The organism is Nannocystis sp. (assembly GCF_016714285.1).
GTDB lineage: Bacteria > Myxococcota_A > Polyangia > Nannocystales > Nannocystaceae > Nannocystis.
The window spans coordinates 22,554-45,526 of sequence record NZ_JADJNN010000024.1; the positions used below are offsets into that span (position 1 = coordinate 22,554).

A 22,973-nucleotide genomic window follows, 5' to 3' on the forward strand; every position below is an offset into this window, starting at 1 on the left:
ACGGACGAGGACTCTCCGCGACCGGAAGCCGCGGAGGCCGGGAGTCGGCGGCGGGCGCTTCAGCCCGGCGGTACGAAGTCGTCGCAGAGATCGACGAGGTACGTCACACGCTCCTTGAACCAGTCGTCGTATCCCTCCATGCAGAGGGAGCCGACGAACCCGTGCTCGACGCCATCTGCCAGTGTGCGAAGCCGGTTCGGATTCGGGTTGTACTGGTTCGGAAGACAGAGCTGCTGATACCCAAGATCGACGTCCGTCGTCAGCACGAGCACCATGAAGGCGTCGTCGTCGCCGTTCTTGGCGGTGCGCAGGGCCGTGATCCACTCGTCAACCGTGCCGAGCGAGTCCGAGTCGTAGGTGTCCTGGATGATGGTGACGACCAAGAGGGCGTCGCTGCGGAGGAAGCCGCCGTTGCAGGCGTAGTCGTCGTTAGGGTCGTTGATCTCCGGCTGAAGTGCAGCCACCATCGCCTCTCCTGTTCGACCTGCACCCCCGCCGCCTACCTGCGCGATGCGCATGCGAATGCCTGGGCGATGTCCTGCTGACCACTCACGAGGTAGCGCGCGTCGCCAGCGATTTCGCAGCGACGATTCGAGGCGTTCGTGCCCGCGGGGTAGGTGACGCCTGCGCCGATCTTCTTATCGCACGCTGTGAGCGTCGCGCCGCACAGGGGCGGCTGACCCTGGGGGTCGCAGTCGTCCATGCACAGCCCACAGTCGTCCATGATCCAGCCGGGCTTGGGGTTGGGGTTGGCGACGAGGATGTGGACGTCGAAGTCGGGTAGCTGTTCCTGGATCGCCTCCATGAAGCCGGGGAAACTGGCGAGGAGCCGATCTTGCTTCAGCTTCATCGTCCCCTGAGCGCTGATGACGAATAGGAAGTCGATCTTCCCCTCGCAGCCGGCGGGTTGTAGCGGACCGAAGTCCGGCATGCCCATGTCCCACACGACGCCGTCGCTGGTTGAGCTGGTGCTCGTCGACGATGTCGAGGAAGTCGAGCTCGAGCTGTCAGCCGCCGACCCGCTCGACGATGACTCGGCGGCGGTCGACTCCGCGGACCCGGCGGACGCGGTCGAGACGCCGGGCTGGGTCATCCGCCGAAGCTCGTTGCGTTGCCCCTCGCCCCCACAGGCCCGACGACGCTCAAGAGAGCCAGAGCAAGGGTGGTGCGCATGATCGGGTTGAGCCTAGCGGGTTGGGTTACGGATGTCACGGTCACTCCTTGACCACCAACCGGATCTGTGTCCCGTCCGGCAAGTCGTGGATCTTCTGCGCGATCGGGCCTCGAATCCGCATCCCCGTCACGGCATCCTTTGCCACGAGATTGTCGACTGTGAACTCTCCGCCGAGCGTGAACAGCAGCGTGGGGATCAGGCGCTTGGCGGGATCCAGGGGGCCGTGCTTTTCTTGCCAGGCCAGCGCCAGCGGTCGCCCAGTGTAGAGGTCGGTCTCGTCGAGCATGCGCGAGGCCCATCCCTCGAGATCATCGGCAAGCCACTCGATAGCCCCTGTCTCGGGCTCAAACAGGAAGACCTTGCTGTCCTTGATGCAGAACTGTCCGCCGAAAATATCGTCCGCGAAGAACAAGAGGCCCTCCGCCAGCGAGCCGTAGGTGTCGCGCCAGAGGCGAGGCTTGTTCCAGCCGCTCAAACTGAGAGGGTGGACCGGGCGTGCCGCCGGGAAAACCCGCAGAGCACGGTCGAACGCGATGAACCCATTTTTGGCAGCGTACATCTGCTCAAGCTCTGCCAGGCGCGCGCCTGCATGGCGACGGACCCATGCATCGAAGTAACACGGCCCTTCGGCGAGTCTCTCGTCTGCGTTCTCGAGTAGCTGTTCCATGCCGGTCATGACTCACTCCTTGACGACGATGCGGATCTTGGTCCCGTCTGGCAGGCCGCGGCAAGCGTTCCCGACACACGCGCCGGCCCCCCGATTGTCGCTGGGGTCGATCGGGCGGACGCTGGAGCCCGCCCCGCCTTCTTGGGTGAATGCGGGAGGATACTCATCGCGATCCTTGCCGGAAACCTGCGGCTGCCTTTCATCGCGCCCGAGCGCCGGCCTGAAGTACCGGGGCGGGCGACGGTAAGTGTACTGGGGTGTCCCGCCCGCTGGGCGTCGAAGATGTGCTCGGCTGCTTCCGGATGGCTCGAGCGGTGGACGGCGACTTCTTTGAGGCGCTCGGCGGCATTGCGACCCGCCTGGATCGCGTCGTCCAGGCCTTTGCGGACCGCCCTGCGGGCTTGCCTCAGCGCGAGCTTGGCGCCCTGCTTGCTGAGCTTAAAACCCACCCCAGGGAGGCCAGCGGCCATGCTCGCGGTGTCGGCGACGTCGGAGGCGGTCATCGCCCAATCAAGGCCGGTCAGGGCGACATCGAGGACCCCCAGGGCCATGCTGGCGAGCTGGGCGCCGCGGTACTCGGCGAGGGCCCGGTCGTGGGCCACGGCCGCCATGCGGCTCTTGAAGCCGGGGTTCGGGCTGTCAGGGTAGTTGTCGAGAACGCCGGGGCGGTTCTCGCTGCCGTGCGCGAGGCCCTTGCGGCCGGTCGGGTCGGTGAAGGTGACGGGGTTGCCGCCGACGTAGCTGTAGGGGTTCGCCTCGCCGGGCGTGGCCAGGGCGGCGTCCGGGTTCTCGATCAGGAAGTGCGGGTCGGGGCTCGCCCAGCGGCCGAGCTCGGGGAGGTAGTGGCGGGCGCCGATGGCGATGGCGCCGCTCAGGGGGTCGTCTTCCTTGCCGGTGAAGCGGTAGGTCGGTGCGGCGGTGTCCTCGTCGGCGCGCCAGGCGAGGCGCGAGGCGCCGTAGGGGTCGGCGGCGTCGCGGGTGAGCACGCGGCCGCGGTGGTCGAGGACGAGGGACGCGGAGCCGAGGCGGTCGGCGACGTGAAAGCGGGTGTGCTCGTCGGGGGTGAGCGTGTGGTCGGGGTTGCTGTGGCAGCTCAGGGTGGCGGCCGTGCTGGCGAGCGTGAGCGCGGCGGCGGCGGCGAGGAGCCGGCGGGGGCGCATGGCGAGCACGCGCGTGGCCAGGGCGACGAATGCGAGCAACAGGAGGGCGAGCAGGTGCCGCGGATCCAGGGGCGGCGGGCCGACCGTCAGCGTTTCGGCGGGCAGCTCGGGGAAGCCGCCCGCGGGGAGCGGGGTGGGGCTCTCGGCGATGCGCTCGCCCGCGAAGTACACCCAGCGCACGAGCTTGCCGTCGCGGACCTCGAGGTTGCGGGTGAAGTAGAGGACCTCGCGCGCGAGCTGGCCGGCGGCGTCGTACTCGCGGCGGATCGCCCGCTCGCCGGTGTAGCCGTGGACGTGCTCGACGCGGCGGCCATCCGCCGCGGTGAACGATTGCACGCGGCCATGCGGGTCGAAGCGCCAGGCGCCCGCGGGCAGCGGGCCGTCGCCGGAGACCTCGGCGAGCTGGCCTGCCGCGTCGTAGTCGAGCGCCTGGCGGTCGAGGGCGACGGCAGCATGCGGGCGCTCGTCGTCGTAGCGGAGGGTGCGACCCGCGTGCGCGAGCAGATTGCCGTCGTCGCTGTAGCGCCAGGTCTGCGATGTACCCGCGGCGGTATGGCCGACCAGGCGCCGCAGGTCGTCGTAGACGAAGGTCTGCGACAGCGAGAAGCCCTCCGCCGCGAGGTCGTCGTCGGTCTCGGCGAGCTGGCCGGCGGCGTCGTAGCGGTGCACGAGGTCGAGGAGCGTGCGCGAGCCGGCGGTGACGCGCTGGCCGAGCACGCGGCCGCTGTGGTCGAGGTCGCGGTGCAGCGTGACGCCGGAGGGCAGCTCCAGCTCGCGCCAGCGGGCGAGTGCGTCGAAGTCGGCGCGCTCGATGAAGTGCTCCAGCGGGCGCTCGAGGCCGCGGGGCGAGTAGTCGTGCTCGAGGGTGCTGCCGTCCGGGAAGATGTCGCGCAGGATCCGGTCCTGTGCGTCGTAGACCTGGCCCGCGGTGAGAGTGAGCGGGCCGTCTTTGGCGGCGAACGTCCGCGTGGATGTGACGATGCGGCCGCGGGCGTCGTAGGTGAACGCGACGCTGCCGGCGTCGTCGTCGACGCGCGCGAGCTGGCCGCGGGCGAACGGGCCGCTGCCGTCGTATTGGTGGCGAACCTCGCCGACCTGCGCGCCTGCGGAGCTGTAGGCGCGCTCATGCAGGAGACGGCCGAGCGGGTCGAAGGCCCAGGTGACGCGCGCGCCGGTCGCGTCGATGCGCTCGGTGATGCGGCCCGTCCGATCGAAGCGCTGGCGCAGCGTGCCGGCGTCGGGCGAGTCGATCTGCGTGAGGCGCCCGGCGCCGTCGCGCGTGAAGGTCGTGATGTGGCCAGCGGGGTCAATGGTGGCGGCGAGGCGGCCCGCGGCGTCGTGGGCGTAGGCGTGGACGATGGTGCGATCGGCGAGGAGCTGCTTGCGCGCGAGCGTGTGGCCGAGGCCGTCTTGCTCGCTGCGTTCCGGGGTGTCCTGGTATGGAGGTGCGGGGTGGAGATCCTCGTGATCTCGGCGCTCGGTCCACAGGGGGCCGTGGGTCGTGGCGGTCTCGCGGCCGTCCTCGTCGCGCGTGAAGACGACGCGGCCGAGCGCGTCGGCATGGGTCACGCTGCGGGGCCAGGTGCTCGCGATCTCGACGGTGGCGCCGGGGGCCAGCGCGGCGGCGGGGAGGGGCTGGCCTTCCACGTGTTCGGCGACGGCGCCCGCGTCGCTGTAGATGCGGGCCTCGCTCAAGATCGCGGCGGTGCCGGTGTCGTCCTGCGTGACGCGAAGGCGCGGGCGGCCGAGGCCGTCGAGGTGCGCGGCGACGACATCGACGTCCGGCTCGCCGCTGATGCGGCGCAGCTCGGTGACGATCGTCGGGCGCGCGGCGGCGCCGTCGAGGTAGTAGGTGTGGCGCGTCGTCGGCAGCTCCGCGGTGTCTCCGGGGAGGATCTCGGCGACCAGGCGGCCGAGGCCGTCGTAGGTCGCTCTCGTCGTGGCGCCGCTCGGGCCCGTGACCGCGAGCGGATGGCCGAAACGTGCGTCCCACTCGGCCGTGGTGATCAGCGCGTCGCCGGGGAGGTGCAGACGCTCCTCCACGGGGAACAGGCCCGCGGCGTCGTAGCGGCGCTCGAGCGTGCCTTCCTCGGCGTCACCGACACGCGTGACGTTGCCGTGGGGGTCGACGGTCTGTCGTAGCGTGGGGTCCCAGGTGTCGCCCGCGATCCACGTCTCGGTGCGAGCGACGACGCCGCGGGCCGCGAGCTGGCCGAGCGGGAGACCCTGCTCGGGCTCGCCGTCGTAGTAGGTGCGCGTGGCGGTGATCTGGGCGCCGTCCGCGTCCATCACGATCTGCTCGGCGATGCGGTCGCGTGGGCCGTCGCCGCTGCCCGGCGTCGCGTAGCTGTAGGTGGTGATCCGCTCGTCGCCGGGGAGGTCGGCGCCGGTCTGGCGATCGACGCGGCCGAACGCGCGTTCCTCGAGCACGTTGGCCCAGGCGTCGTGATCCCACTCGGTGCGCACGCGGACGGCGGCGGACTCGGGGCCCGCTTCCACGTGGTAGGTGTCGCTCGCGGTGCGGTGGACCGCGCGAACGCCCGCGGTTGGTGTGTCGACCGCGAGTGTGTGGGCCTCGCGGACCAGCACGCCGCGGGGGCTGCGGGTCTCGGCGGCGAGGAGCTGGAGGGCGCGGGCCTCGTCTTGCTGGCCGAGGTCGTAGCTTCGCGTGATGGTGGCGGCCTCGGTATAGGGGTCGCCGGTGGTCGCGTCGCGCAGCTCGGCGAAGCCGCGAAACTCGCCGCGGGCCGGGTCGTACCAGCCATCACGGAGAGCGCGGCGCAGCGTGCTCGACCAGCCGGCGCCGTCGTCCTCGCGGGTCTCGGTGAGCACGGGCATCGCCTCCGGTGGCGTGGTCGTCCACGGCGCGCCCGCGGCGGCGTCCTCCGCGGCGAGCTGCGCGGCCGAGCGGTAGGTGTGCTCGCGCGAGTAGCCGAGGCCATTCTCGAAGCGCGCGAGCAGGCCGGGGCGCTCGGGGAACACGGACCACGCGCGCCAGGGCTGCGAGCCGTCCGTGTCGGCGCGCAGGATGTCCAGCGTGCCGCTGCCGTCGATGTCGGTCACGAGGACAACCTCGTCGGCCTCGAGCGCGGGCCAGTCGACGCCGCCGGCCTCGGCGAGACTGCCGTCCAGTTGGTTGATCCACAGGCCGAGCTGCGCCTGGCCGATGCGGAGCAGATCGGCCGCGCCGTCGCCGTTGATGTCGCTGATCTCCCAGCGATCGGTCTGCATCATCGGCGGGACACCGCCCATGTCGCCCGGATCCTCGAACGATCCGAGGCCCGCCCCGGCGGCGACGAGGATGCGGCTGTCTTCGGCGATCACGCGGACGAGGTCGGGGACGCGGTCGCCGTTCATGTCGGCGAGCTGGACACCGGGATCCCCGAGGCGCATCCCCGCGGGCGGCGGCGGGACGGCCTCGGCAGACTCGTAGCCGGCGGCGTCGCGGCGGCGCAGCCAGATCCAGCCGTCCGCGTTATCGTGGCGCAGCACGTCCACGCGGCCGTCGAGGTTCATGTCGGCGAGCGCGACGCGGGGATCGGTGAGATCGAAGCTGAGATCGAGGGCGATCGACTCCGCGGACCCGAACGGGGTCGCGCCGCCGCCGACGAAGCTCCACAGCTCGCCAGGGGTCGGCTGCGCGAGCAGGTCTTGCACGCCGTCGCCGGTGAGATCGGCGAAGCGGGTCGTCGGCGCGAGCGCCACGGCGGGCGACGCGAGGTCTGTCCAGGTCGCGGCGAGCTGGCCCTCGCCGATGTTCCTGCGGTAGCGCCACGCGCCGGGCTCGGCGTCGAGGAGGTCGGGGAGCGCGTCGCCGTCCACGTCGACCCACGCGCGGCCGTCCGCGGTGGGGTCGAGCGCTGGAGCGCCGGCTACGTCGCGCGCCGTGGCCGACGCGGCCTCGCCGGTGTAGGTGAGGCGCCAGGTCGGCAGCGCGGCCCCGTCCGCGGCGACGGTGGCGATCGTGGCGAGGCGGCTGCTTAGTGCTTCCACGCTGCGCGCGTAGGTCAGCGTCGTGGTCCGCACGGCCTCGCCCGCGACCTCGGTGCGGATCTCGTCGAGGCGATGCGCGAGCGCGACGCGCCGGCCCGTCGCGTAGCTGACGAGGATGTCCGGGCGCGCCTCGTAGTCGAGGACCACGCGCGCGCGTCCCTCGTTCCAGGTGATCGACGTCAGGAGGGGCGCATCGCTGCCAGCCTGGCGCGTGTAGATGAAGTCGATGCGGTTGCCGTGGACGTCGGTGATCGCCGAGAGCTCGAGGCGGACCGGGCCGGCGTCGCCGACGAGGCGGGCGTCGTCGGTGAGGCCGAACAGGTAGCCGGTGCCGTCCGTCGCCAGGGCCGACATGGCGCCGCCGGGCAGCGTTCGCACGACGATCGGGGCGCTCTGCTCGATGCGTTGGCGGTAGACACCGGGCGTGGTCTCGATCAACTCCTCGCCGTCGCCGATGTGGCGGAGCTGCCAGACCACGGGGCCGTCCACACGCGGGATACCGGCGCGGGTCGACCGCTCGATCGCCGGGAGATCCAGCGACCAGCCGAGGCCGAGCACGTCCGCGCCGCCGCCCGCATGGTAGTGCAGCGCGAGCTGGGGCGCGTGCCCGGCCCGGCCCGGCGGGACCTCGATCGGGTAGCTCAGCGACGGGAGACCGCTCGCGGGGCTGACCTCGTAGGCCCTACCAAAGCCCTCGATCGACGCGGGGCCCTTCGGGATGTTGATGGCGGTGGCCAGCGTGGCGCTGGTGTCGCGGCGCGGGCCGGGCCCAGGCGGACAGCAAAGGGCGCGGAGAGGACGTGGACGACATGGCGGGCCTTTCGGAGTTCTGATCGCCAGCGGACCTATCTGGGGGACTTATCGGGCCGCCATGGCGGGACCGTTCGCGGGAGCGGAATGAGGACCGGCCGCGGGCGCCAACCGCCCAGGCCAGATCTCGCCATGGGGCGAGGCTGGAGGGCGGGCGTTCAGGTGGCCGGTCGGGCCAGCCAGTGGCGACGGCCACCTGCGCGGCCTTCACCCGCAGCTCGGGGTGAACGTGCCCTGTCCCGCGGGCGCGACGGTGCCGGCGCGATGGTGCAGGCGGAGGACGACGTCGGAGATGTGCGCGAGGTCGAGATCGAGGTTCGCGGGCGCCAGCTCGGGCGGCGGGATCGTGAGGGTCCACTGCTCGCCGTGGACGGGCCACGCGGCGTAGCCCGCGTTCGGGCCGGCGGTGCCCCAGTCGTTCACGCCGGCCTGGATCACGAGCTGGGCGCGTTCGAAGCCGTAGGGCACGTAGGCGGACCATTGCGGGAGATCGGCGCCGTCGCAGCGGCGGACACCGGCGAGGCCCTGGCGCGTCAGCATGACCTCGGCCTCCTTGTCGCCGAGGTAGTCGCCGACGAGCTTGACCTCGATCTTGTCGATCCGGTCGTCGCACAGCAGCGCCGAGAACTGGGCGTTCTCGAAGGCCGAGAGCGCGAACGGCAGCGCGACGCCGCCGTCCGCCTGGCCGTGCAGGGGGTCTTGCAGGAGTGCGGCGAATTGCTCGGCCGGCGTTGCGGGGCTGCCGTCGACGTCGGGGATGTCGTCGACCATGCCGAAGATGTCGGCGCGCAGGCTGACCTCGGTGACGTACGGCTGGCCGTAGCCGTGCCCGAGGCGGTAGTCCTCGGCGATGCCGTCCAGGCAGGCCACGAGCCCGGCGAGATCCTCGGGCGCGCGGGCCGTGGCGAGCGTGTCACGCAGCGCCGGCAGCTCCTGATTCAGCTCGTACTCGAGGGCGCGCAGGGCCAGGTACACGCGGCGGATCGTCCGCTCGCGCACCGGCAGCACGCGGGCCGCGGCCGCGAGGCGGGCTTGCAGGAAGTGCGGCCGGGTGAGGGCGTTGTCGGGGCTGTCCTCGACCATGAGGCCGACGACGCCGGCCTTCTCCTGCGCGAGCGCGGCGACCTCCTGGTAGGCGCTCGACATGGCGGTCATCGCGGTGCTGCGCGCGAGCTGGGCCTCGTCGGTCTCGATCGCCAGCAGCAGACCCTCGGCGCGGATGTTCTTGATGAGCGCGACCGAGGAGGCGCGCTGACTCTCGAGGTCGCTGTCGCGGATGGCCTGATCGATCTCGGCGTTGATCGTCATGATCTCCTCGTCCTCGCTGCGCTGGAGCTGCTCCTGGTCGGCTTGCAGGCCCGCCTGCCCGCGCACGCTCTCGCACTGGTTGTCGGACGAGGTCTCCAGGCTCGCCTTCTTGGCCTCGCAGGTCCGCATCGCCAGCAAGAGGCCGGCGATGTCGGGCGTAGGGATCCCGAAGATGGGCGGGCCGCCGGTCATCTTCGCCACGTATTCCTCCTGGCAGCCGTTCGTCATCGCCTCCAGCTCGGCCTGCGCGTTCTCCTCGATGCGGCCGCACTCGGCCATCGCCTCGGCCTGCGCGAGCGCGGCGTGCTGCTCGCCGTACTGATCCTTGACCTGGAAGATCTTGCCGTGGGCGGCCTCGATCTCGGCGGAGAGTCCGAGCTGGATCTCGACCTGCCGGGCGAAGCGTTCCTCCTCGACCGCGATCGTGTGCAGGTTGTTCTCGCTGGCCTGGCGGGCGTGGCGGATGCGCAGGCCCGCAGCTTCGACCGCGGCTTTCAGGTCCGCGACCTGGCCGCCGTGCTGGCCGCACGACGCGAGCGCCGGCTCGGTCTCACCGGGCAGGCTCCCGCACAGGGCGCGTAGCTTGCCGTTGTAGTCGGCCTCGATCTGCTGGGCGGTCGTGGCGAGCGCGTGCACCTTCTGCTCGTAGTCGCGGGCCTTTTGCCAGGCGTCGGCGGCGACCTGATCAAACTGTGTGACCTCGTCGGTCGCGAGCGCCCGCACGGCGTCGTAGTTGGTGCGGCTCTTGGCGATGTCGTCGGGGCCGAGGGCGATCGGCACGTAAGCGGCGGGGTAGCCGAAGATGCCCGCATCGGGCGACAGCTCGCCGTAGGCTTCGCGCAGCGACTCGATCGCCGGGCCGAGCGCGTGCAGGCCGACAACGGCATCGGGGTTGTCCTGCAAGCGGACGTGCAGCTCGGCGCCCGCGGCATGCATGGCGATCACCGCGAGGCGGAGCGCGGCCCGGACATCTTCCGGGTCCTGGCCCGCCCGGTGGGCCAGCCGCGACCATGCGACGGTCGCCCGCGCATAGTCGGCGATAAGCGCGAGCGGTGCGAGGTGGGCCCGCGCGGTGTCGTAGTCCGGGTTGCTGTCCGCGACGTATGCGAGGCCGCTGGGGTAGGCCGGCGCGAGCGTGGGCGCCAGCGCGGCCGCCAGGCGTTCGCGGTCGGCGGTGAGGGTGCCCAGCTCCCGGCCGAGCGCATCGGCGACCGGCTCGCCGACGCTGTCGCGGAAGGAGAAGACGGCCTCGACTTGGGCCTCGGTCGACAGCAGCGCCGCCGCATGCGCTTCGTCGGCGGCCAGCATCGCCGTCAGGCTCTGGAGCGCCTCGCCCCACGCGCCGGGGATGTCGACGCTCCCGCGGCGCACGAGCGCATTGCCGCAACGCAGGGCTGCGGCGTCCAGGCAGGCCAGGCCGTCCGCGCCGTAGACCGGCGCCGTTGCGGCGCAGTCGTCCCACGTCCACGCGCCCGCGGGCGGCGTCACGTCGCCGTCCCCATGCAGCGCCGAGAGCACGGCCTCGACGTTGTATGCGGCTTCCCGCACTGCAACGCCGCACTGGACCTTGTCGTCGGGCGAGCCGTTGCCGAGCTTACAGGCGTTGCAGGCGGGCTCGGGCTTCGGGAGCGTCGCGGCCGTGCCGTAGGCGGTGCCGAGGCCCTCGCACGCGTCGGTGTCGAGGCCAGGCGGGGCCAGCCACGTCGGCGCGGGGGCCCCCTTCGGGATGAAGTCGGGGGCGTGGACGATGCCGACGAGCGGGCCCTGGCGCCGCAAGGTGAACGCACCCGCGAGCGGCACGGCCGCCGTGCGCAGGCCGGTGATCGTCTCGGCGGCGGTGCCCTCGATCCCGGCGGCGGTGCGTGTGCCGGTCAACACGAGCACGCGCCCCAGCTCGCGCGCGACCGGGCTCTGGCGCCACCCGTCCGCGGGCAAGCGGTCGCGCAGCTCGATCACGACGTCGCCCGCCGCGGTCCAGGTGCCCGTCAGCGCGAGCGGCAGCGGCCACAGGAGGCTGACGTCGTTGTCGACGCGGCCGACGATCGTCCCGTCCGCCCGGAAGTCGAGGTCCACCGCCAGGTCGCTGCTGCCGAGGCTGAAGTCTGCGGCGGTGAAGCTGACCGCGCCGCGGAAGTGTCCGGCGCCCGGCAGGGCCTCGATCTCGATCGTCCACAGGATGGCGCCGCCGCTGGTGATGATCTGGATCGGCAGCACGCGATCGTCGGCCGTCAACGCGGCGAGGTCGACGTCCGCGACCAGCTCGATCTCGGCGCCGGGGGCCAGCTCGGCGGGCGCGGGGTCCAGGGCCAACGCCGGACTGGCGGCGGCGAGGCGGTAGGCGAGCGGCGCGGCGCCGTCGTTGCGAAGGAGGGTGCGGGCCTGCGTCTCGCCGAGCGCCAGCAGGGTCTGCCGCTCGGCGAGCGCCGGAGTGCCGGCGAGCACGGAGCGGCCCGGCGCCCCCTTCCTCTACCTGACAACGACCGTGCGGGTCGCAGACCTGGCCCGCGTCACACCCCGCAGCGTCGACACACCCGGCGACGCAGATCCGCAGCTCGCAGCGGCCGCCCGCGTCGCAGTCGGCGTCGACCTGGCAGGCGACGCCGCCGGGCCAGGGATCCGCGCGGGGTCTCCGGCTCCGGCTCCGTCGCGTTGGACTCGGTCGCCGCCCCGGTGGCGGTGCCTGTCGAGGTGGAGCCGTCCTGCGCGACGTCGTCGGGCGCGCAGGACAGCGAGAACAACAAGGCCGACGCGGCGGCCTGGAACATCGGTGTTCGTTTCACGGCAAACCTCTCCTGTGGCGCTCACGCGAGCGCTGTTTTCGGGCGATGGCTGGTCTCGGCAGTCAATGCCGGCGCAGCGCCACACAGGCGGGCCACAAGGCCCGCGCGGCGCGTCTGTCAGGTCCGGCGCGTGGCCGGTCAAGCTCAGGTGGCGTCGATGCGGCTCGCCGCGTCGTGGACGTCCTGGCCGAGCTGCTCGGCCTCGGCCTCCGTGAACGGCACGGCGCCCGCGGGGAGCGCCGCCACACGCTCGAAGCGAACACCCCCATCCCGCTTCAACTCGAAGACGCGGCCCGCATGCACGTGAAACAGGCGCGTGCGCCAGGCGTAGTAGTCCGCGAGCGTCAGCGGCGACAGCTCCTGCCCCCCGCGCCCAAGCGACGCCGCCGCCCTGGCCATCATCCACATGTCGGGGTCGGGGATGTCCCGGGTCGGCTCCGCGTCAGCAGGCAGCTCGCCCTGCCGCTGGAGCATCGCCCGCTGGCCTGGGGCGGCGAGCAGATAGACCTCCCCGGTGTTGTCGACGAAGTAGGTCCGCGTGCGGGTGACGTGGAAGCCCGGGAGCGGCCGGGCTTCGGCGCTCTCCTCGACCGTCAGCTCAAATTCCGGCGCCACGGCGCCCTGGGTCCCGTTCATGCTGGTTTCCTCCTAAACTGTTGACCATCAATAACCCAATTTGATATTTTTAGAGTTAAATAACAAATGCCATCCAGCCGCCAGTCTGGCGGTCCTGGTGGCCGTGGTGTACCCTGCGCCCGCCATGCCGCGAGAACTCCGGGAACCCAAGGACCTGGGCAAGGACTTCGTGACCACAGAGGAGGTCTCCGAGGTCGCCGGGGTCGGCCGTCCGTCGCTCTACGAATGGCTGCGCGAGGGCCTACTGCCGGCGCCGAGGACCACCGGCGGTCGCGGCATCATCGCCAAGTGGCCGATGTCGACGCTGACGATCGCCAAGTTCGTCCGCAGCCAGCGAGAGCTGGGCTTCGGCCTGCCAGAGATCCGGGCCCGCATCATCGCTGCGTTCGGCCAAGCGGTGCTCGAGATCCTGTCTGAACCCCGTGGCCCACGCGCACGCTCCCGCAAGGGCAAGAAGCTCGCCAAGATGCGGAAGAAATGACGGCGACGCGGGGCGACGCCGCCTTGCGTACGGCGCGTCCAGGCGGACGACGCCGCTGACCGGGGCGGCCAGCTCGTCACCGGGCAGCCAGGGCGAACTCCCACTCGCGCCTCACTCGTGGCGAGGGGCGTCGACGAGGGGGACCTCGTGGTCCGGCGTCGCTGTGTTCCACGTGCACAGTTAGCCACGACCTGGTGGCGATTCGTGGTGCGACACACCCCACGCCGCTCACGGGTTGCACGAGGCGAACCGACGACGGCCCTTGCAGCCGGAGGGTCTCATCCGTCCGGGAGGGTCGCCCGGGCTCGATCAGCATGTCGCCGTTGAGAGGCGGGTCCATGTCCGCCGGCGATGTTGCTTCGCGCGGCAGGGGCCAGGCGAGCACGTGCCAGGCACCATCCACCGCCTCTGCCCACCGGCCCGCTGCTGCCAGGGTCCGTTCGGCAGAGCTGATCGCGGCAGCGAATGACCATCGCTGCCCGACACCTTGACCACCAGCCGCGTCGGCCTGACCCGCCTTCGACGTTGGCGTCGGCGGCGGGACCTCGCGCTCGGTCGGCACCGGGCCGGGCGCAGCGACCCCAGGCGACGCCGATCCTGCGGCCTGAGCCGCGGTGAGACTGGCCACCGCAAGCTCATGAGCTTCCAACACCTCCCGGCCGAGCACGAGCATCACCCCCACCGCGAGTTGCAAGAACTCGCGGTAGGTCGGACCTGACGCGGCCGGGCGACCAGGCGGCGGCCCGCTGGCGGTCCCGCCTCGCCGGCCACGTGCGCCACTGGCTCGCGCGCGGCCACCGGCTCGCGCGCGGCCACCGGCTCGCGCGCGGCCACCGGCTCGCGCGCGGCCACCGGCTCGCGCGCGGCCACCGGCTCGCACGCGGCCACCGGCTCGCTGGCGTTGGGGACCTGCCTGATGGCCCGTGTCGTCGCCGCGCTGGATACCGGCTGGGTCGCCCGCAGCATCGCCAGGTGCATGGGGTGCATCGACCCGGATGGCCTCGCCGACCTCGATCACGTACCTCTTGGAGAAGCCATGCCCCTTCGCCGGAGGTGGCTGCCATACGAAAAGGCAGCCGAGCTCGCACAGCAGCCGCAGCACCGGCGCCACACAGCCCGCTGGCAAGTCGACGCCATAGACCGCGAGCTGCTCGCGGATGGCCTTCTCCCGACCGCACAGGCGCAGGCAACCTTTTGCAGCCGCGGTCAGAATTCCCGTGAGGACCTCTGGGGCATACACTCTGGCCTTGTCGCACGCCGAGCGGCGCGGGTGAGGGGCCGTGGCCTGCCTGCCGACTTGGTCGAGGTGGAGGCGGAATGCCTCGAGGGGGCAACGTCCGGCCCGCGTCCACAGCCGAGTCTTGCGTACTCGGTCTGAACTGCCTCGCCTGGGGTCGGCTTGCTCCGCCTTGCGCCCACCCGCCTCGCCGCCTCGACTGTTCTGACCCTCGCCTGTTCGGCCGCACGAGCGTGCGCGTTCGTCCCGGCATCCACGTCATGCCCGTCGACCTCGTCGGCGTCCAGGTCAAGGTCCAGGTCAAAGGTCGCTCGCCAGTCCTCCGCGAACCTCGACTCTTCCATGTCGCTCTTCAGGATCCCGGTGATCATGAGGCCCGCGCCCACACTCGATAGCAGCAGCAGGGTCCCGTTCCTGTCTGGCCGGCACACGCCGATCAACGGCCACCTGTAGGTGGCCTCGAACGTCCACCACTTGCCATCGAGCCGGACCTTGTACGGGACCCTGCCCGCGAGCGGGAGGGACCGCACCCGCTCAAGCGCCTGAGCCACCTCGGCCTCTTCCACGATGTCGAGGATGTCCAGGCACCCGTCGTGGCGGGCGTGGACGATCACGCAGCGACCCGTCCCTCCTTCTCCCCGGCACACCTCGATGCTCCCCGCGTCGCGGACAATCCGGCGACTTCGGTGCTCTGCGAACTGATCGGCCTCGCGGCGACGATGCTCGAGCGACGGTTCCAAGGCCCCACGACGGTACCCCCGCACGCGGCGGATTCCCATGTGCAAGTGCGCGCATCCAAGTGGTGATGAGTTGGCCGGAACATTAAGCGGAGATTGGCAGCACTTGTGGTTGACTTGTGATCGACTTGATCGCGCACGCATCAAAACCTGTACGCCTGTATAGATGTACGAGATCAAACATCAAAGCGCAATTATATGCCTATACATGTGTATAGTGTACATAAACAAACACCGAACGCGATTACCTGGGCGAAAATAATTCTCGACCACCCCCTCGACGACTTATTAAAATTCTGAAATCGTGGTTTGACCGATGGCTCGCGTCGTACTCACTGCAGCGGATGGGCTGCCCCTCGTGGACAAAGAGGTTCCGGACGCCATCGTCATGCAAACCGCTGTCGGGCTGATCGAAGCTCACCCGGACCTTCCCATCTATATCGAGGGCGAGTTGCTCCTGCCCGAGCAGCGGGCCGCCCTCATCCATCAAGCGGAGGCGCTACGTCAGGCCAAGCTGCGGATCAAGGAAGACATGACCCCCGAAGAGTTTCGGCGCAACGCTGCCACCTTGCGGGAGTGCTACGAGGACCTGCGTCGGCTGCACTTCAGCAGCGCCCGCGAGCTCGGCCTCCTGGTTCAGGCCCACAACGCGGCAGTGGTGGAAGAGGGCATCAGGGCCCGCTTCTACCTGCATCAAAGTCTTGAAGACATCGACGCGATCGACACGAGCGCCACCGTCGCACGAGTGCGACGGCGTGTAGAAGCTCCGGACGCCCGGAGCTTCGCGCCCATCACTGTTACCGCCGACGCCCAGAGACGGGTCTTTGGTGAACGCGGCAAACAAAACCGGAGGAAACAATGAGGCAGAAATACTACTCGACATCGAGCGGTGATGTTTTGGCGAGCGCGAATCGCTCGCTCGGCACGACGATGAAGACCGCCGTCGCCACCTACTACCAGGGCCAGGACATGGAGACGGCGCAGACGATCCGCGAGGCCGCGACCGTCAGCGAGGCCACCGACATCGTCCGGGCGATGCGCCAGGGCAGGGCCATCGACACCCTCATGGTTGGCGCATCGGCGGCCTCGGGCGCCGTCGCGGGCGCGCTACTCCAGCGCACCCTCGGCAACCCGACGATGTTTGGCGCGTCGCCGGTGGGCGGGCTCGGCTTGCTCACGATGGCCGCGGGCCTCGCCGCGCCGCTCGGGCTCCCCGCCCGCGCCGCGCTCGTCGCCGGCGGGGCCACATACCTGGCGGGAGCGCAGCTCTACAGCCACCTGTTCCCGAAGGAGGTAAGCCCATGACCACGACGATCGTCGCGCAGATCCGGGCCATCCGCACCGGGCATTCGGAGCGGGCGCAGGTGCATGCGGTCTGTGCCAGGGGCCGCGACTTCAAGATCGAGGTCGGCACCGACGAGGTCCCCGGCGTCGTGGGCGACCTGATCGTCCTCTCATGGACGGCGCACGCCAACCCGGTCTTCGCCACGTCGACCGCTCCGACGCCCGAGGCGCCCGCGCCAGCGCCCGCGCGGGCGACGGGTGAGGCGGCAGACGTAGATCACCAGTTCGATGCCCTGATGCGTGGCGCCGCCGCCCGCCAGGCCCCCACGCCCGAGCAGCAGCTCGCCGCGTTGCTCGGCGTGCCCGGGAACAAAGCAGGCTGAGGCCGGCTCGACATTCGTTGTCGCGCTCTCGGCGCGAAATCCAACAAGGAGAAGATGCGATGAGCAACAAGTTGGTTCCGGTCGACATGATCGACCTTCAAAGCGAGCGCAACCGGGCGCTACTCGAGCACAGCATAAAGGCATGGATCGAGGAGACTTTCGGGATGCAACCGCGGCGCAGGCGAGACGAGTACGACGAGTACAGCGACGACTCGCAAGTCTACCTCGGGGACATCTTCCCCGACGACATCGAGGACATCGTGCCCTGACGCGAGGCGGTCCCGCCCGCAAGGGTGGGCACAAGCCAGGCTGACGCCCGGCTCGACATTCGATTCCATACAGTCATGTTCTCGCGCTCTCGGGCGCGGGATGAGGGTTTGTTTGTGCGTTCAACAAAGGAGAAGAAGCGATGAGCAACATTGGCAAGTTGGTTCCGGTCGAGATGCTCGGCCGTGATGGTGAGTTTGTGTTCAACCAGGAGCATGTGGACCGGCTCCGCATGCTGGCCTGCACGCCCGGGCTGTTCGAGCGGATGAAGGAAGTCTTGGAGCGCTTCCCGTACATCGAGTCGTGCGTGGCGCGGGTCGAGGGGCAGTGCCGGACCGTCAACCAGCGCTGCGACGCCACCGACATGTTCTTGCAGGGGTATGTCTGCCCGGGCCAGGTCAACTACTCGCAGCGCACGCTCGATGAGTACAGCGACGATTCGCAGGTCAACCTCGAGGTCATCGTGACCGGGCTCGGCGGCGACTTCGTCAACGCCTTCCCGGTGCCGCCGACCAAGATGATCCGGCTGACCCACCTGGCGCGGCCGGGGTACACCCCGACCAAGATCGCCATCGATCTTAATTTGGCCGGGGGCGGAAATAACTACCTCGATTTCACGCTGCATTTTTTCTCTTCCCCGGCGGCGTTGGCAACGGGCAGGGCCTCGAGGTCGGTTCGCAGATGCGCGGCAACCAGTTCCTGAACAAGGACGGCACCCAGATCCACGTGCCCTTCCCCGAGTACCGCAACAGCTCGATCGACGTGGGCAGCCTCGAGACCCTCGCCCTCGTGATCAAGAACAACGGCGCGGCCAACAACCTCGATTCGGCCTTCGTCACGGTCTACTACAACAACCGGGAGTTCTACGCGCTCTGCAAGAAGCGCTGCGGATGCGTCACCCCCGGGGCCGCCCCCATGTGATGCCAGGGCCGGGCCCGCCTCGCACGCGGGCCCGGCCTCGGAGAAAGGAACGTCATGACCGAACCACTCTATATCGAGCTCAACAAGGAGGGCGACTTCGACGGCGTCACTCCGATGCTGCAGACTCGGGACGACTTCACTGTCTCCGGCCAGCGCTACTACAAGACCAACGTGCCCGGCCCGGCCGGCGTGATCGACTCGACGCTGTTCGGGCTGTTCAGCAACGCGAGCCCGAAGCTGGTCGGCTTCGCCGGCTCGTCGTTCAACCCGCAGTCGATCGCCCGCGTCCTCGCGTCCGACCCGCTCAATTCGATCCGCGAGGAGATCCAGCTGACGCCCTACGTGCAGCACGTGGTGGTCTTCCCGGGCGATCGGATCGCCCTGCTCACCAGGGAAGGCGGCCGGGCGCAGGTCGTGCTCATCGTCAACGAGCTCAACGAGGGGGACAACGTGCAATACGCCCTCGGGCACGAGACCTTCGCGCAGGTCCGGCGCCTGCGCTTCATCCGCGAGTCCGGGGTGCCCTTCGCCCCGAACCTGAACGGCGCGCCCTGGCAGCCGAACTTCGTGTTCAGCCCGCTGAGCGGCCTGCTCGTCACCAACGAGAATAACACCGGCCCGATCCCCACGTCGGAGCTCTCACTGTACCCGCGGCACCAGGGCGTCTACCTGACGCTGCGCTACGCGGGCAACGGCACCTCCCCGGGGCAAGCTCCACCTCGTCGACGCGGAGACGCGGCAGGCGCGGGTGGTCCAGGCGAACCTGACCGCGGTGCGCTGGTCCCAGGTCCAGTTCGTCAGCCACGACGACATGATCGCCCTCGAGGCGAGCCCGAGCATCCCAGGGGAGAAGCTGGTCGCAGACATCGAGATCGTCCGCGTCTTCCCTGGCGATCGCCTCCGCGGTCGATACGAGGGGGGCCTCTAGCCATGCCGCTGCTCGATCGACATCGCGTGGACAAGCTCATCACCCTGACGGACCTCGAGCGGACCGTCGCCGGCCCCGAGCGCATGCTGCGGGAGTCAGACGTCGCCCTGCTCATCAAGGCCGCCTACGACGATGCCGTGGACACGGCGCGCGTGGCCTTCATGGCGCGCGTGCAGAAGATGCCGACGAGCGCGTGGCCATGGAGCGCCGTGCAGGCGCCGCCGCCTGCCGCCCGTCCGCCACGGGACGTGCGGCCCCGCGGCGGCGGCGGCATCGGCACCATCGGCGTGCCGCAGCCGGTGGTGCCGACCACGCCGGCCCTGCTCATCCTCCTGCGCGGACAGGCCGACACCGCCGACGCCGACCCCGGCAATCAGCTCCCCGCCCGGGGCACGCCCGACGGGGCCGCCTGGGAGGGCCTCCAGAGCGCGCTGGACCGCTGGGACACGGCGGAGATCCGCCGCTACATCCGACCGCAGGGCTGGACCGTGCCGGGCGCGGAGGGGCCCAGGGAGAGCCAGGACGACGGTGCCACGAGCGGCGCCCCGGCTCCGGCGCCCGGTGGGACCTCGCCGGGTCTCCCGGCGACCCAGCCCGCCGCTGTGCCGCTGTGGAAGCAGCCGGCCGTGCTGGCCGCCGGCGCCACCGCGCTGGTCGCCACCGGCGTCACTGTCTATGCGCTCACGCGCGACAGCGCCAGCCGGCGCCTGGAGGCCGAGCTCGAGCGCCAGGCCGGGGAGGCGCGAAAGCAATGAACCGCAGCACCTGGATCGGACTGGCCACGACGCTCGGCCTCACGGGCGTCGCTGGCGGCGCCCTCTTCCTCAGCCGCCGCGCCAGCGCGGCGGCTCCACCCACCCCGCAGGACCCGGGCATCGCGCCCGGCCCTGGACCGGCGCCGCAGATCGACCTGCCCCCGCTGCCGACCGCGGCCGACGTCGAGGGCGACCTCTCGCGCAACTGGGGCGATACACCCTTCGATCTGCGCGCGCTCCTCCTGCTCATCGAGGAGACCTCGAGGATCTTCGGCGCCGCCCGCTATCTGGCGATCGTCGCCAAGCGCGAGTCGGCGTTTGTCACCGCCGCGCACAACGGCAACGCGGCCAACGAGCAGGACGAGCGCGACGATTCGCGGCAGGCGTACGTCAACAACAAGGATCGCAACCCCCCGCTGCGATACGGCGAACAGGCGGCCGACTTCGGCAGCGGCGGCCTGTTCGGGCAGCTCGCGCCCTACTTCCTGTGGACCGGCGTCCCCGAGGTCGGAGCCAAAGCCCCGCTGCTGAACGCCCCGCCGGAGATCATGTTTCAGCCGCGCGCCGCTGCCTTCGGCGCGGCCGTCTACATGCAGCGGATCTTGAAGAACTACCGCGTGGACGACGTGCCCGACATCAAGGTCGGCTGGGCCAACCCCGGACTGCTCGGCAAGGGCCGCGGCGGGGCGACCTACAACGACGTGCGCACCCGCTTCCTCGCCGACGCCAAGTCGCTGGGCATCGACCTCGCCGACGCCACCACGATCCCCGCGAAGCTCGACCCCTCCGCGTGGCCCGGCGTCCCCGCCGTGTTCGCGGGCCTCGTCGGCGCCTTGCCCAAGGAGCTGGCATGACCACGACCCTTGACTGCTACGGCCCGGAGATCGAGCAGGTCGCGGACCTGGTCGGCGACTTCAGCCTGCGCTCGCGCCTCGACCTCGACGCCTGGTACGCCATCCAGTGGAAGGCGCTGGCCGAGCTGCTCGGCTTCTCCCAGCAGCTCGCCGCGGCGCCCTCCACCCGCGGCGACAGTCCGATCGGCGCGGCCCAGGAGGCCGGCCTCGCCGCGTTCGAGCGATCGCTGCGCGACGCTCGGCCCGGGGTGAGCGACGCGCAAGGCCGGGTTCAGCTCGCCGCACTCACGGGCCTCGCCAGCGCCGGCCGTGAGCGCGGCGAGCTGTGGCGGGTGACGGTCGACCCGACGACGCTGCCGATGGGCGCGTGCTTTACCGACGGCGGGCAATCCCTGCGCGCGTTCTACCCCGACACCGCCCCTGGCTACTTCGGCGACGGTTGGGATGGACCGCGGCCGCGGGCCGCGAGCGCGTGCGGCTGGCAAACGCCGCTCGTCCTCCACCTCGGGACCTTCCCGTGGATCTACAGCACACGGCTCGACGGCGCGGGTCCAGGTGCGCGGTGGGTCTCATCGACGACGCAACCGGCGCTCGAGGGGCTGCGGGCTGCTGTCAGCCTGATGGACCCCGTGACCCCCCTCCTCGCGCGCGTGCCTGTGCTCCAGCCGGGTCGTGCCGAGGCTGGCCGCCTGTACCGCCGCAACGGCTTCCTGCACGTCCACCAGGGCAGCTTGCACGTCGCCGGCCTGGACGGCCCGCGCGGCCGGATCTCCGCGCCTGCCTACAATCACATCCTGCGCCGGTTCGCGTGCTTCTTCGCGGTTCGCCGGTCGACGCTCCGCGATCTGACCGCCATGCCCAGGCGACGTCCAGCGTCTGACCCGCAGCTCCGCCGACCCGTGCCTGCGTGCGTACGCGGAGGAGGTGGTCCGTGCGAGCTGACCAGCGCCGTATCGGAGCGGATCGGCCGTGGGCGCTGGACGGGCGGACCGCGCAGGGCTACCGTAGCTGCATGTTCAAGCCCACCGTCCTGATCCCCCTCCTGTTCATCCTTGGCGTCGGCTGCAAGGAAGACGAGCCGACCGCGAAGTTTGGCGAGCCATGTGGTCGTGACGAGTCGGAGCCCGATTGTGCCGATGATCTACAGTGCGAGGGGTATTGCGCGCCCCTGTGTGAACAAGATAGCGACTGCCCGACGATCGAGGGGTATCGCCATGAGTGCGTGCTCGGTCAGTGCTTTATCTTCGTGTGACGAGGTCACGCGCTCGTGCCCGCAGACCCTCGGGACACCCTTGAAATGCGGCATCAAGACCTGTGAGCGTGATTCATGATCATCGATCGAACAACCGCCTTTTCGACCGCGTCCCGGACCTCTTCCTGAGCCCATACCCGGCCGATGAAGCCCACGTTAAGGCCGAGGCTTTCCAGAGCCTCTTGGAGCGGGCCAAGGGAAGCGGGCAGACCACCGTTGGCGAGGACCTCCTGAGCCAAGCAGGCGCTGAAGCGTGGAACCAGGCCACGCAGCTCCTTTGGAAGAAAAAGGCGACCCTCAGCGGCGACGTGCTCGGCGAGGTCTGGGGGAAGGTCGCGTGGATCAACCCGAAGAGTGACTCCATCGCCGGGCTCCTCGCAGAAGTCCCGTTCGGGCTCACGTCGGACCCCACGGCGCTGCTCGGAGCCATGGCAAGTGTAGCGATCGACATCGCCCTGAACGCCGTCTCGGCCATCCCTGTCGCGGGGTGGATCATCGGGATTGTCGTTGGAATTGGAAAGGCCCTCGCAAGCCTCTTCAAGGGGCTGGCGACGGGTGACCCCGTCGAGGAAAGCGCCAAGCTGCCGTGGGGCCGATACAACCGTGATGTCGATCAGGAGTGGGTCCGCACCTTCATCAACATCGACGGACCCGGCGTCGACTGGACCCCGATGTTCGCACCGCCGACGAAGGCGACCGCCTGGTCCCTGCTTGACGGCGTCGAAAAGGACGGCAAGACCGTGCTCGGCAAGGTCCTCGCCCCGTTCACCAACAAGACCGTCGCCTACAACGGCATGTACGGCTGCATCCCGGGCACCTTCCGCGTCGCGGGCCTCCTCCAGTACCGGGGCCGGCCCCAGCCCCCCGCCGACGCGCTGCGCTTCTACAACGATGCCACCCTGATCCACCGCTACGGCGACTTCACGCAGACCGGCGACTTCTTCCCCGCCCTGCAGCAGCTCGCGGGCGCCACCTGGCAGCAGGTCGCCGCAGGCGGCCCGGACGCGTACAAGGTCGACTGCGCGAAGCTCGAGTCGATGTGGCGCGACTGGTTCACCGCGCTCTACACATCTGCGATGGAGCAGGGTTACGGCGACTATCTGCTCCCCTACCTCGCCCGCGAGGTGCTCGGCGAGTGGCGCCTCGGCGCCAACGCCTCCGGCATCATCTGCCCCGACGCCACCGACGGCACCACCGTCCCCCTCGTCACGGACGGCACCTTCAAGACCGGCGCCCTCGCCACCGCCGCCTCACGCACCCCCTGCATGTACACCGAGGGGCGAGGTCAACGGCGCCGCGTCGACGGCAACGACCTGGCCCGCAAGTGGCTGCGCGACGCCAAGACC

21 protein-coding genes are annotated in these 22,973 nt (G+C 70.3%); 12 read left to right on the top strand and 9 right to left on the bottom strand.

What is annotated here, in order from left to right; genetic code table 11:
• Positions 1-59: 59 nt before the first annotated feature.
• The 7 genes from IPJ59_RS30045 to IPJ59_RS30075 form a co-directional block, all read right to left on the bottom strand.
• Entirely contained in the window at positions 60-464 is a 405-nt protein-coding gene (locus IPJ59_RS30045) for a hypothetical protein (protein WP_293274377.1), read from the bottom strand.
• Positions 465-499: 35 nt separating this feature from the next.
• The gene (locus tag IPJ59_RS30050; RefSeq protein ID WP_293274379.1) at positions 500-937 is read right to left on the bottom strand and encodes a hypothetical protein; all 438 of its coding nucleotides are present in this window, start codon (positions 935-937) and stop codon (positions 500-502) included.
• A gap of 277 nt (positions 938-1,214) precedes the next feature.
• Positions 1,215-1,850 carry an SMI1/KNR4 family protein gene (locus tag IPJ59_RS30055; RefSeq protein ID WP_293274381.1) on the bottom strand — a complete coding sequence of 212 codons (636 nt, stop codon included), beginning with the start codon at positions 1,848-1,850 and terminating at the stop codon, positions 1,215-1,217.
• Positions 1,847-7,843 (bottom strand): FG-GAP-like repeat-containing protein, encoded by a 5,997-nt coding sequence (locus IPJ59_RS30060; protein WP_463673380.1) that lies wholly within the window; start codon positions 7,841-7,843, stop codon positions 1,847-1,849. Before IPJ59_RS30060 ends, IPJ59_RS30055 begins: the two co-directional genes overlap by 4 nt.
• Before the next feature lie 168 nt (positions 7,844-8,011).
• Positions 8,012-11,554, bottom strand: a complete 3,543-nt coding sequence (locus IPJ59_RS30065; protein WP_293274382.1) for a hypothetical protein — start codon at positions 11,552-11,554, stop codon at positions 8,012-8,014.
• A 65-nt stretch (positions 11,555-11,619) separates the two neighbouring features.
• Positions 11,620-11,892, bottom strand: a complete 273-nt coding sequence (locus IPJ59_RS30070; protein ID WP_293274384.1) for a hypothetical protein — start codon at positions 11,890-11,892, stop codon at positions 11,620-11,622.
• A 144-nt stretch (positions 11,893-12,036) separates the two neighbouring features.
• Entirely contained in the window at positions 12,037-12,528 is a 492-nt protein-coding gene (locus IPJ59_RS30075) for a hypothetical protein (RefSeq protein ID WP_293274386.1), read from the bottom strand.
• A gap of 124 nt (positions 12,529-12,652) precedes the next feature.
• On the opposite strand from IPJ59_RS30075, the gene IPJ59_RS30080 reads away from it, so the two are divergent.
• Complete coding sequence (locus tag IPJ59_RS30080; protein ID WP_293274388.1) at positions 12,653-13,009, top strand: helix-turn-helix domain-containing protein; 357 nt, start codon at positions 12,653-12,655, stop codon at positions 13,007-13,009.
• Between the two features lie 672 nt (positions 13,010-13,681).
• On the opposite strand, the gene IPJ59_RS30085 is transcribed toward IPJ59_RS30080, so the two are convergent.
• Together IPJ59_RS30085 and IPJ59_RS30090 are read right to left on the bottom strand one after the other, a co-directional pair.
• The gene (locus IPJ59_RS30085) at positions 13,682-13,987 is read right to left on the bottom strand and encodes a hypothetical protein (protein WP_293274390.1); all 306 of its coding nucleotides are present in this window, start codon (positions 13,985-13,987) and stop codon (positions 13,682-13,684) included.
• Between the two features lie 228 nt (positions 13,988-14,215).
• Positions 14,216-14,986: a hypothetical protein gene (locus IPJ59_RS30090; RefSeq protein ID WP_293274392.1), complete on the bottom strand. Its 771-nt coding sequence runs from the start codon at positions 14,984-14,986 to the stop codon at positions 14,216-14,218.
• Between the two features lie 355 nt (positions 14,987-15,341).
• Here IPJ59_RS30090 and IPJ59_RS30095 point away from each other — a divergent pair, with 355 nt between their 5' ends.
• The 11 genes from IPJ59_RS30095 to IPJ59_RS30145 form a co-directional block, all read left to right on the top strand.
• Positions 15,342-15,845, top strand: coding sequence for a hypothetical protein (locus IPJ59_RS30095; protein ID WP_293274394.1), 504 nt, complete (start codon positions 15,342-15,344; stop codon positions 15,843-15,845).
• A gap of 68 nt (positions 15,846-15,913) precedes the next feature.
• On the top strand, positions 15,914-16,288 hold the full coding sequence (locus IPJ59_RS30100) for a hypothetical protein (protein ID WP_293274395.1): 375 nt from the start codon (positions 15,914-15,916) through the stop codon (positions 16,286-16,288).
• Positions 16,285-16,650: a hypothetical protein gene (locus IPJ59_RS30105; RefSeq protein ID WP_293274396.1), complete on the top strand. Its 366-nt coding sequence runs from the start codon at positions 16,285-16,287 to the stop codon at positions 16,648-16,650. The genes IPJ59_RS30100 and IPJ59_RS30105 overlap by 4 nt, the downstream gene beginning before the upstream one ends.
• Before the next feature lie 59 nt (positions 16,651-16,709).
• On the top strand, positions 16,710-16,919 hold the full coding sequence (locus IPJ59_RS30110) for a hypothetical protein (RefSeq protein WP_293274397.1): 210 nt from the start codon (positions 16,710-16,712) through the stop codon (positions 16,917-16,919).
• A gap of 140 nt (positions 16,920-17,059) precedes the next feature.
• Positions 17,060-17,620, top strand: a complete 561-nt coding sequence (locus IPJ59_RS30115) for a hypothetical protein (protein WP_293274398.1) — start codon at positions 17,060-17,062, stop codon at positions 17,618-17,620.
• Positions 17,599-17,838, top strand: a complete 240-nt coding sequence (locus IPJ59_RS30120; RefSeq protein ID WP_293274400.1) for a hypothetical protein — start codon at positions 17,599-17,601, stop codon at positions 17,836-17,838. The genes IPJ59_RS30115 and IPJ59_RS30120 overlap by 22 nt, the downstream gene beginning before the upstream one ends.
• A 54-nt stretch (positions 17,839-17,892) precedes the next feature.
• Positions 17,893-19,521 carry a hypothetical protein gene (locus tag IPJ59_RS30125; protein WP_293274402.1) on the top strand — a complete coding sequence of 543 codons (1,629 nt, stop codon included), beginning with the start codon at positions 17,893-17,895 and terminating at the stop codon, positions 19,519-19,521.
• Complete coding sequence (locus IPJ59_RS30130) at positions 19,518-20,375, top strand: hypothetical protein (protein ID WP_293274404.1); 858 nt, start codon at positions 19,518-19,520, stop codon at positions 20,373-20,375. Before IPJ59_RS30125 ends, IPJ59_RS30130 begins: the two co-directional genes overlap by 4 nt.
• On the top strand, positions 20,372-21,409 hold the full coding sequence (locus IPJ59_RS30135) for a hypothetical protein (RefSeq protein WP_293274406.1): 1,038 nt from the start codon (positions 20,372-20,374) through the stop codon (positions 21,407-21,409). The genes IPJ59_RS30130 and IPJ59_RS30135 overlap by 4 nt, the downstream gene beginning before the upstream one ends.
• The gene (locus IPJ59_RS30140; RefSeq protein ID WP_293274407.1) at positions 21,388-21,627 is read left to right on the top strand and encodes a hypothetical protein; all 240 of its coding nucleotides are present in this window, start codon (positions 21,388-21,390) and stop codon (positions 21,625-21,627) included. The genes IPJ59_RS30135 and IPJ59_RS30140 overlap by 22 nt, the downstream gene beginning before the upstream one ends.
• Before the next feature lie 182 nt (positions 21,628-21,809).
• On the top strand, positions 21,810-22,973 hold a 1,164-nt coding region (locus IPJ59_RS30145), incomplete at its 3' end, for a hypothetical protein (protein WP_293274408.1).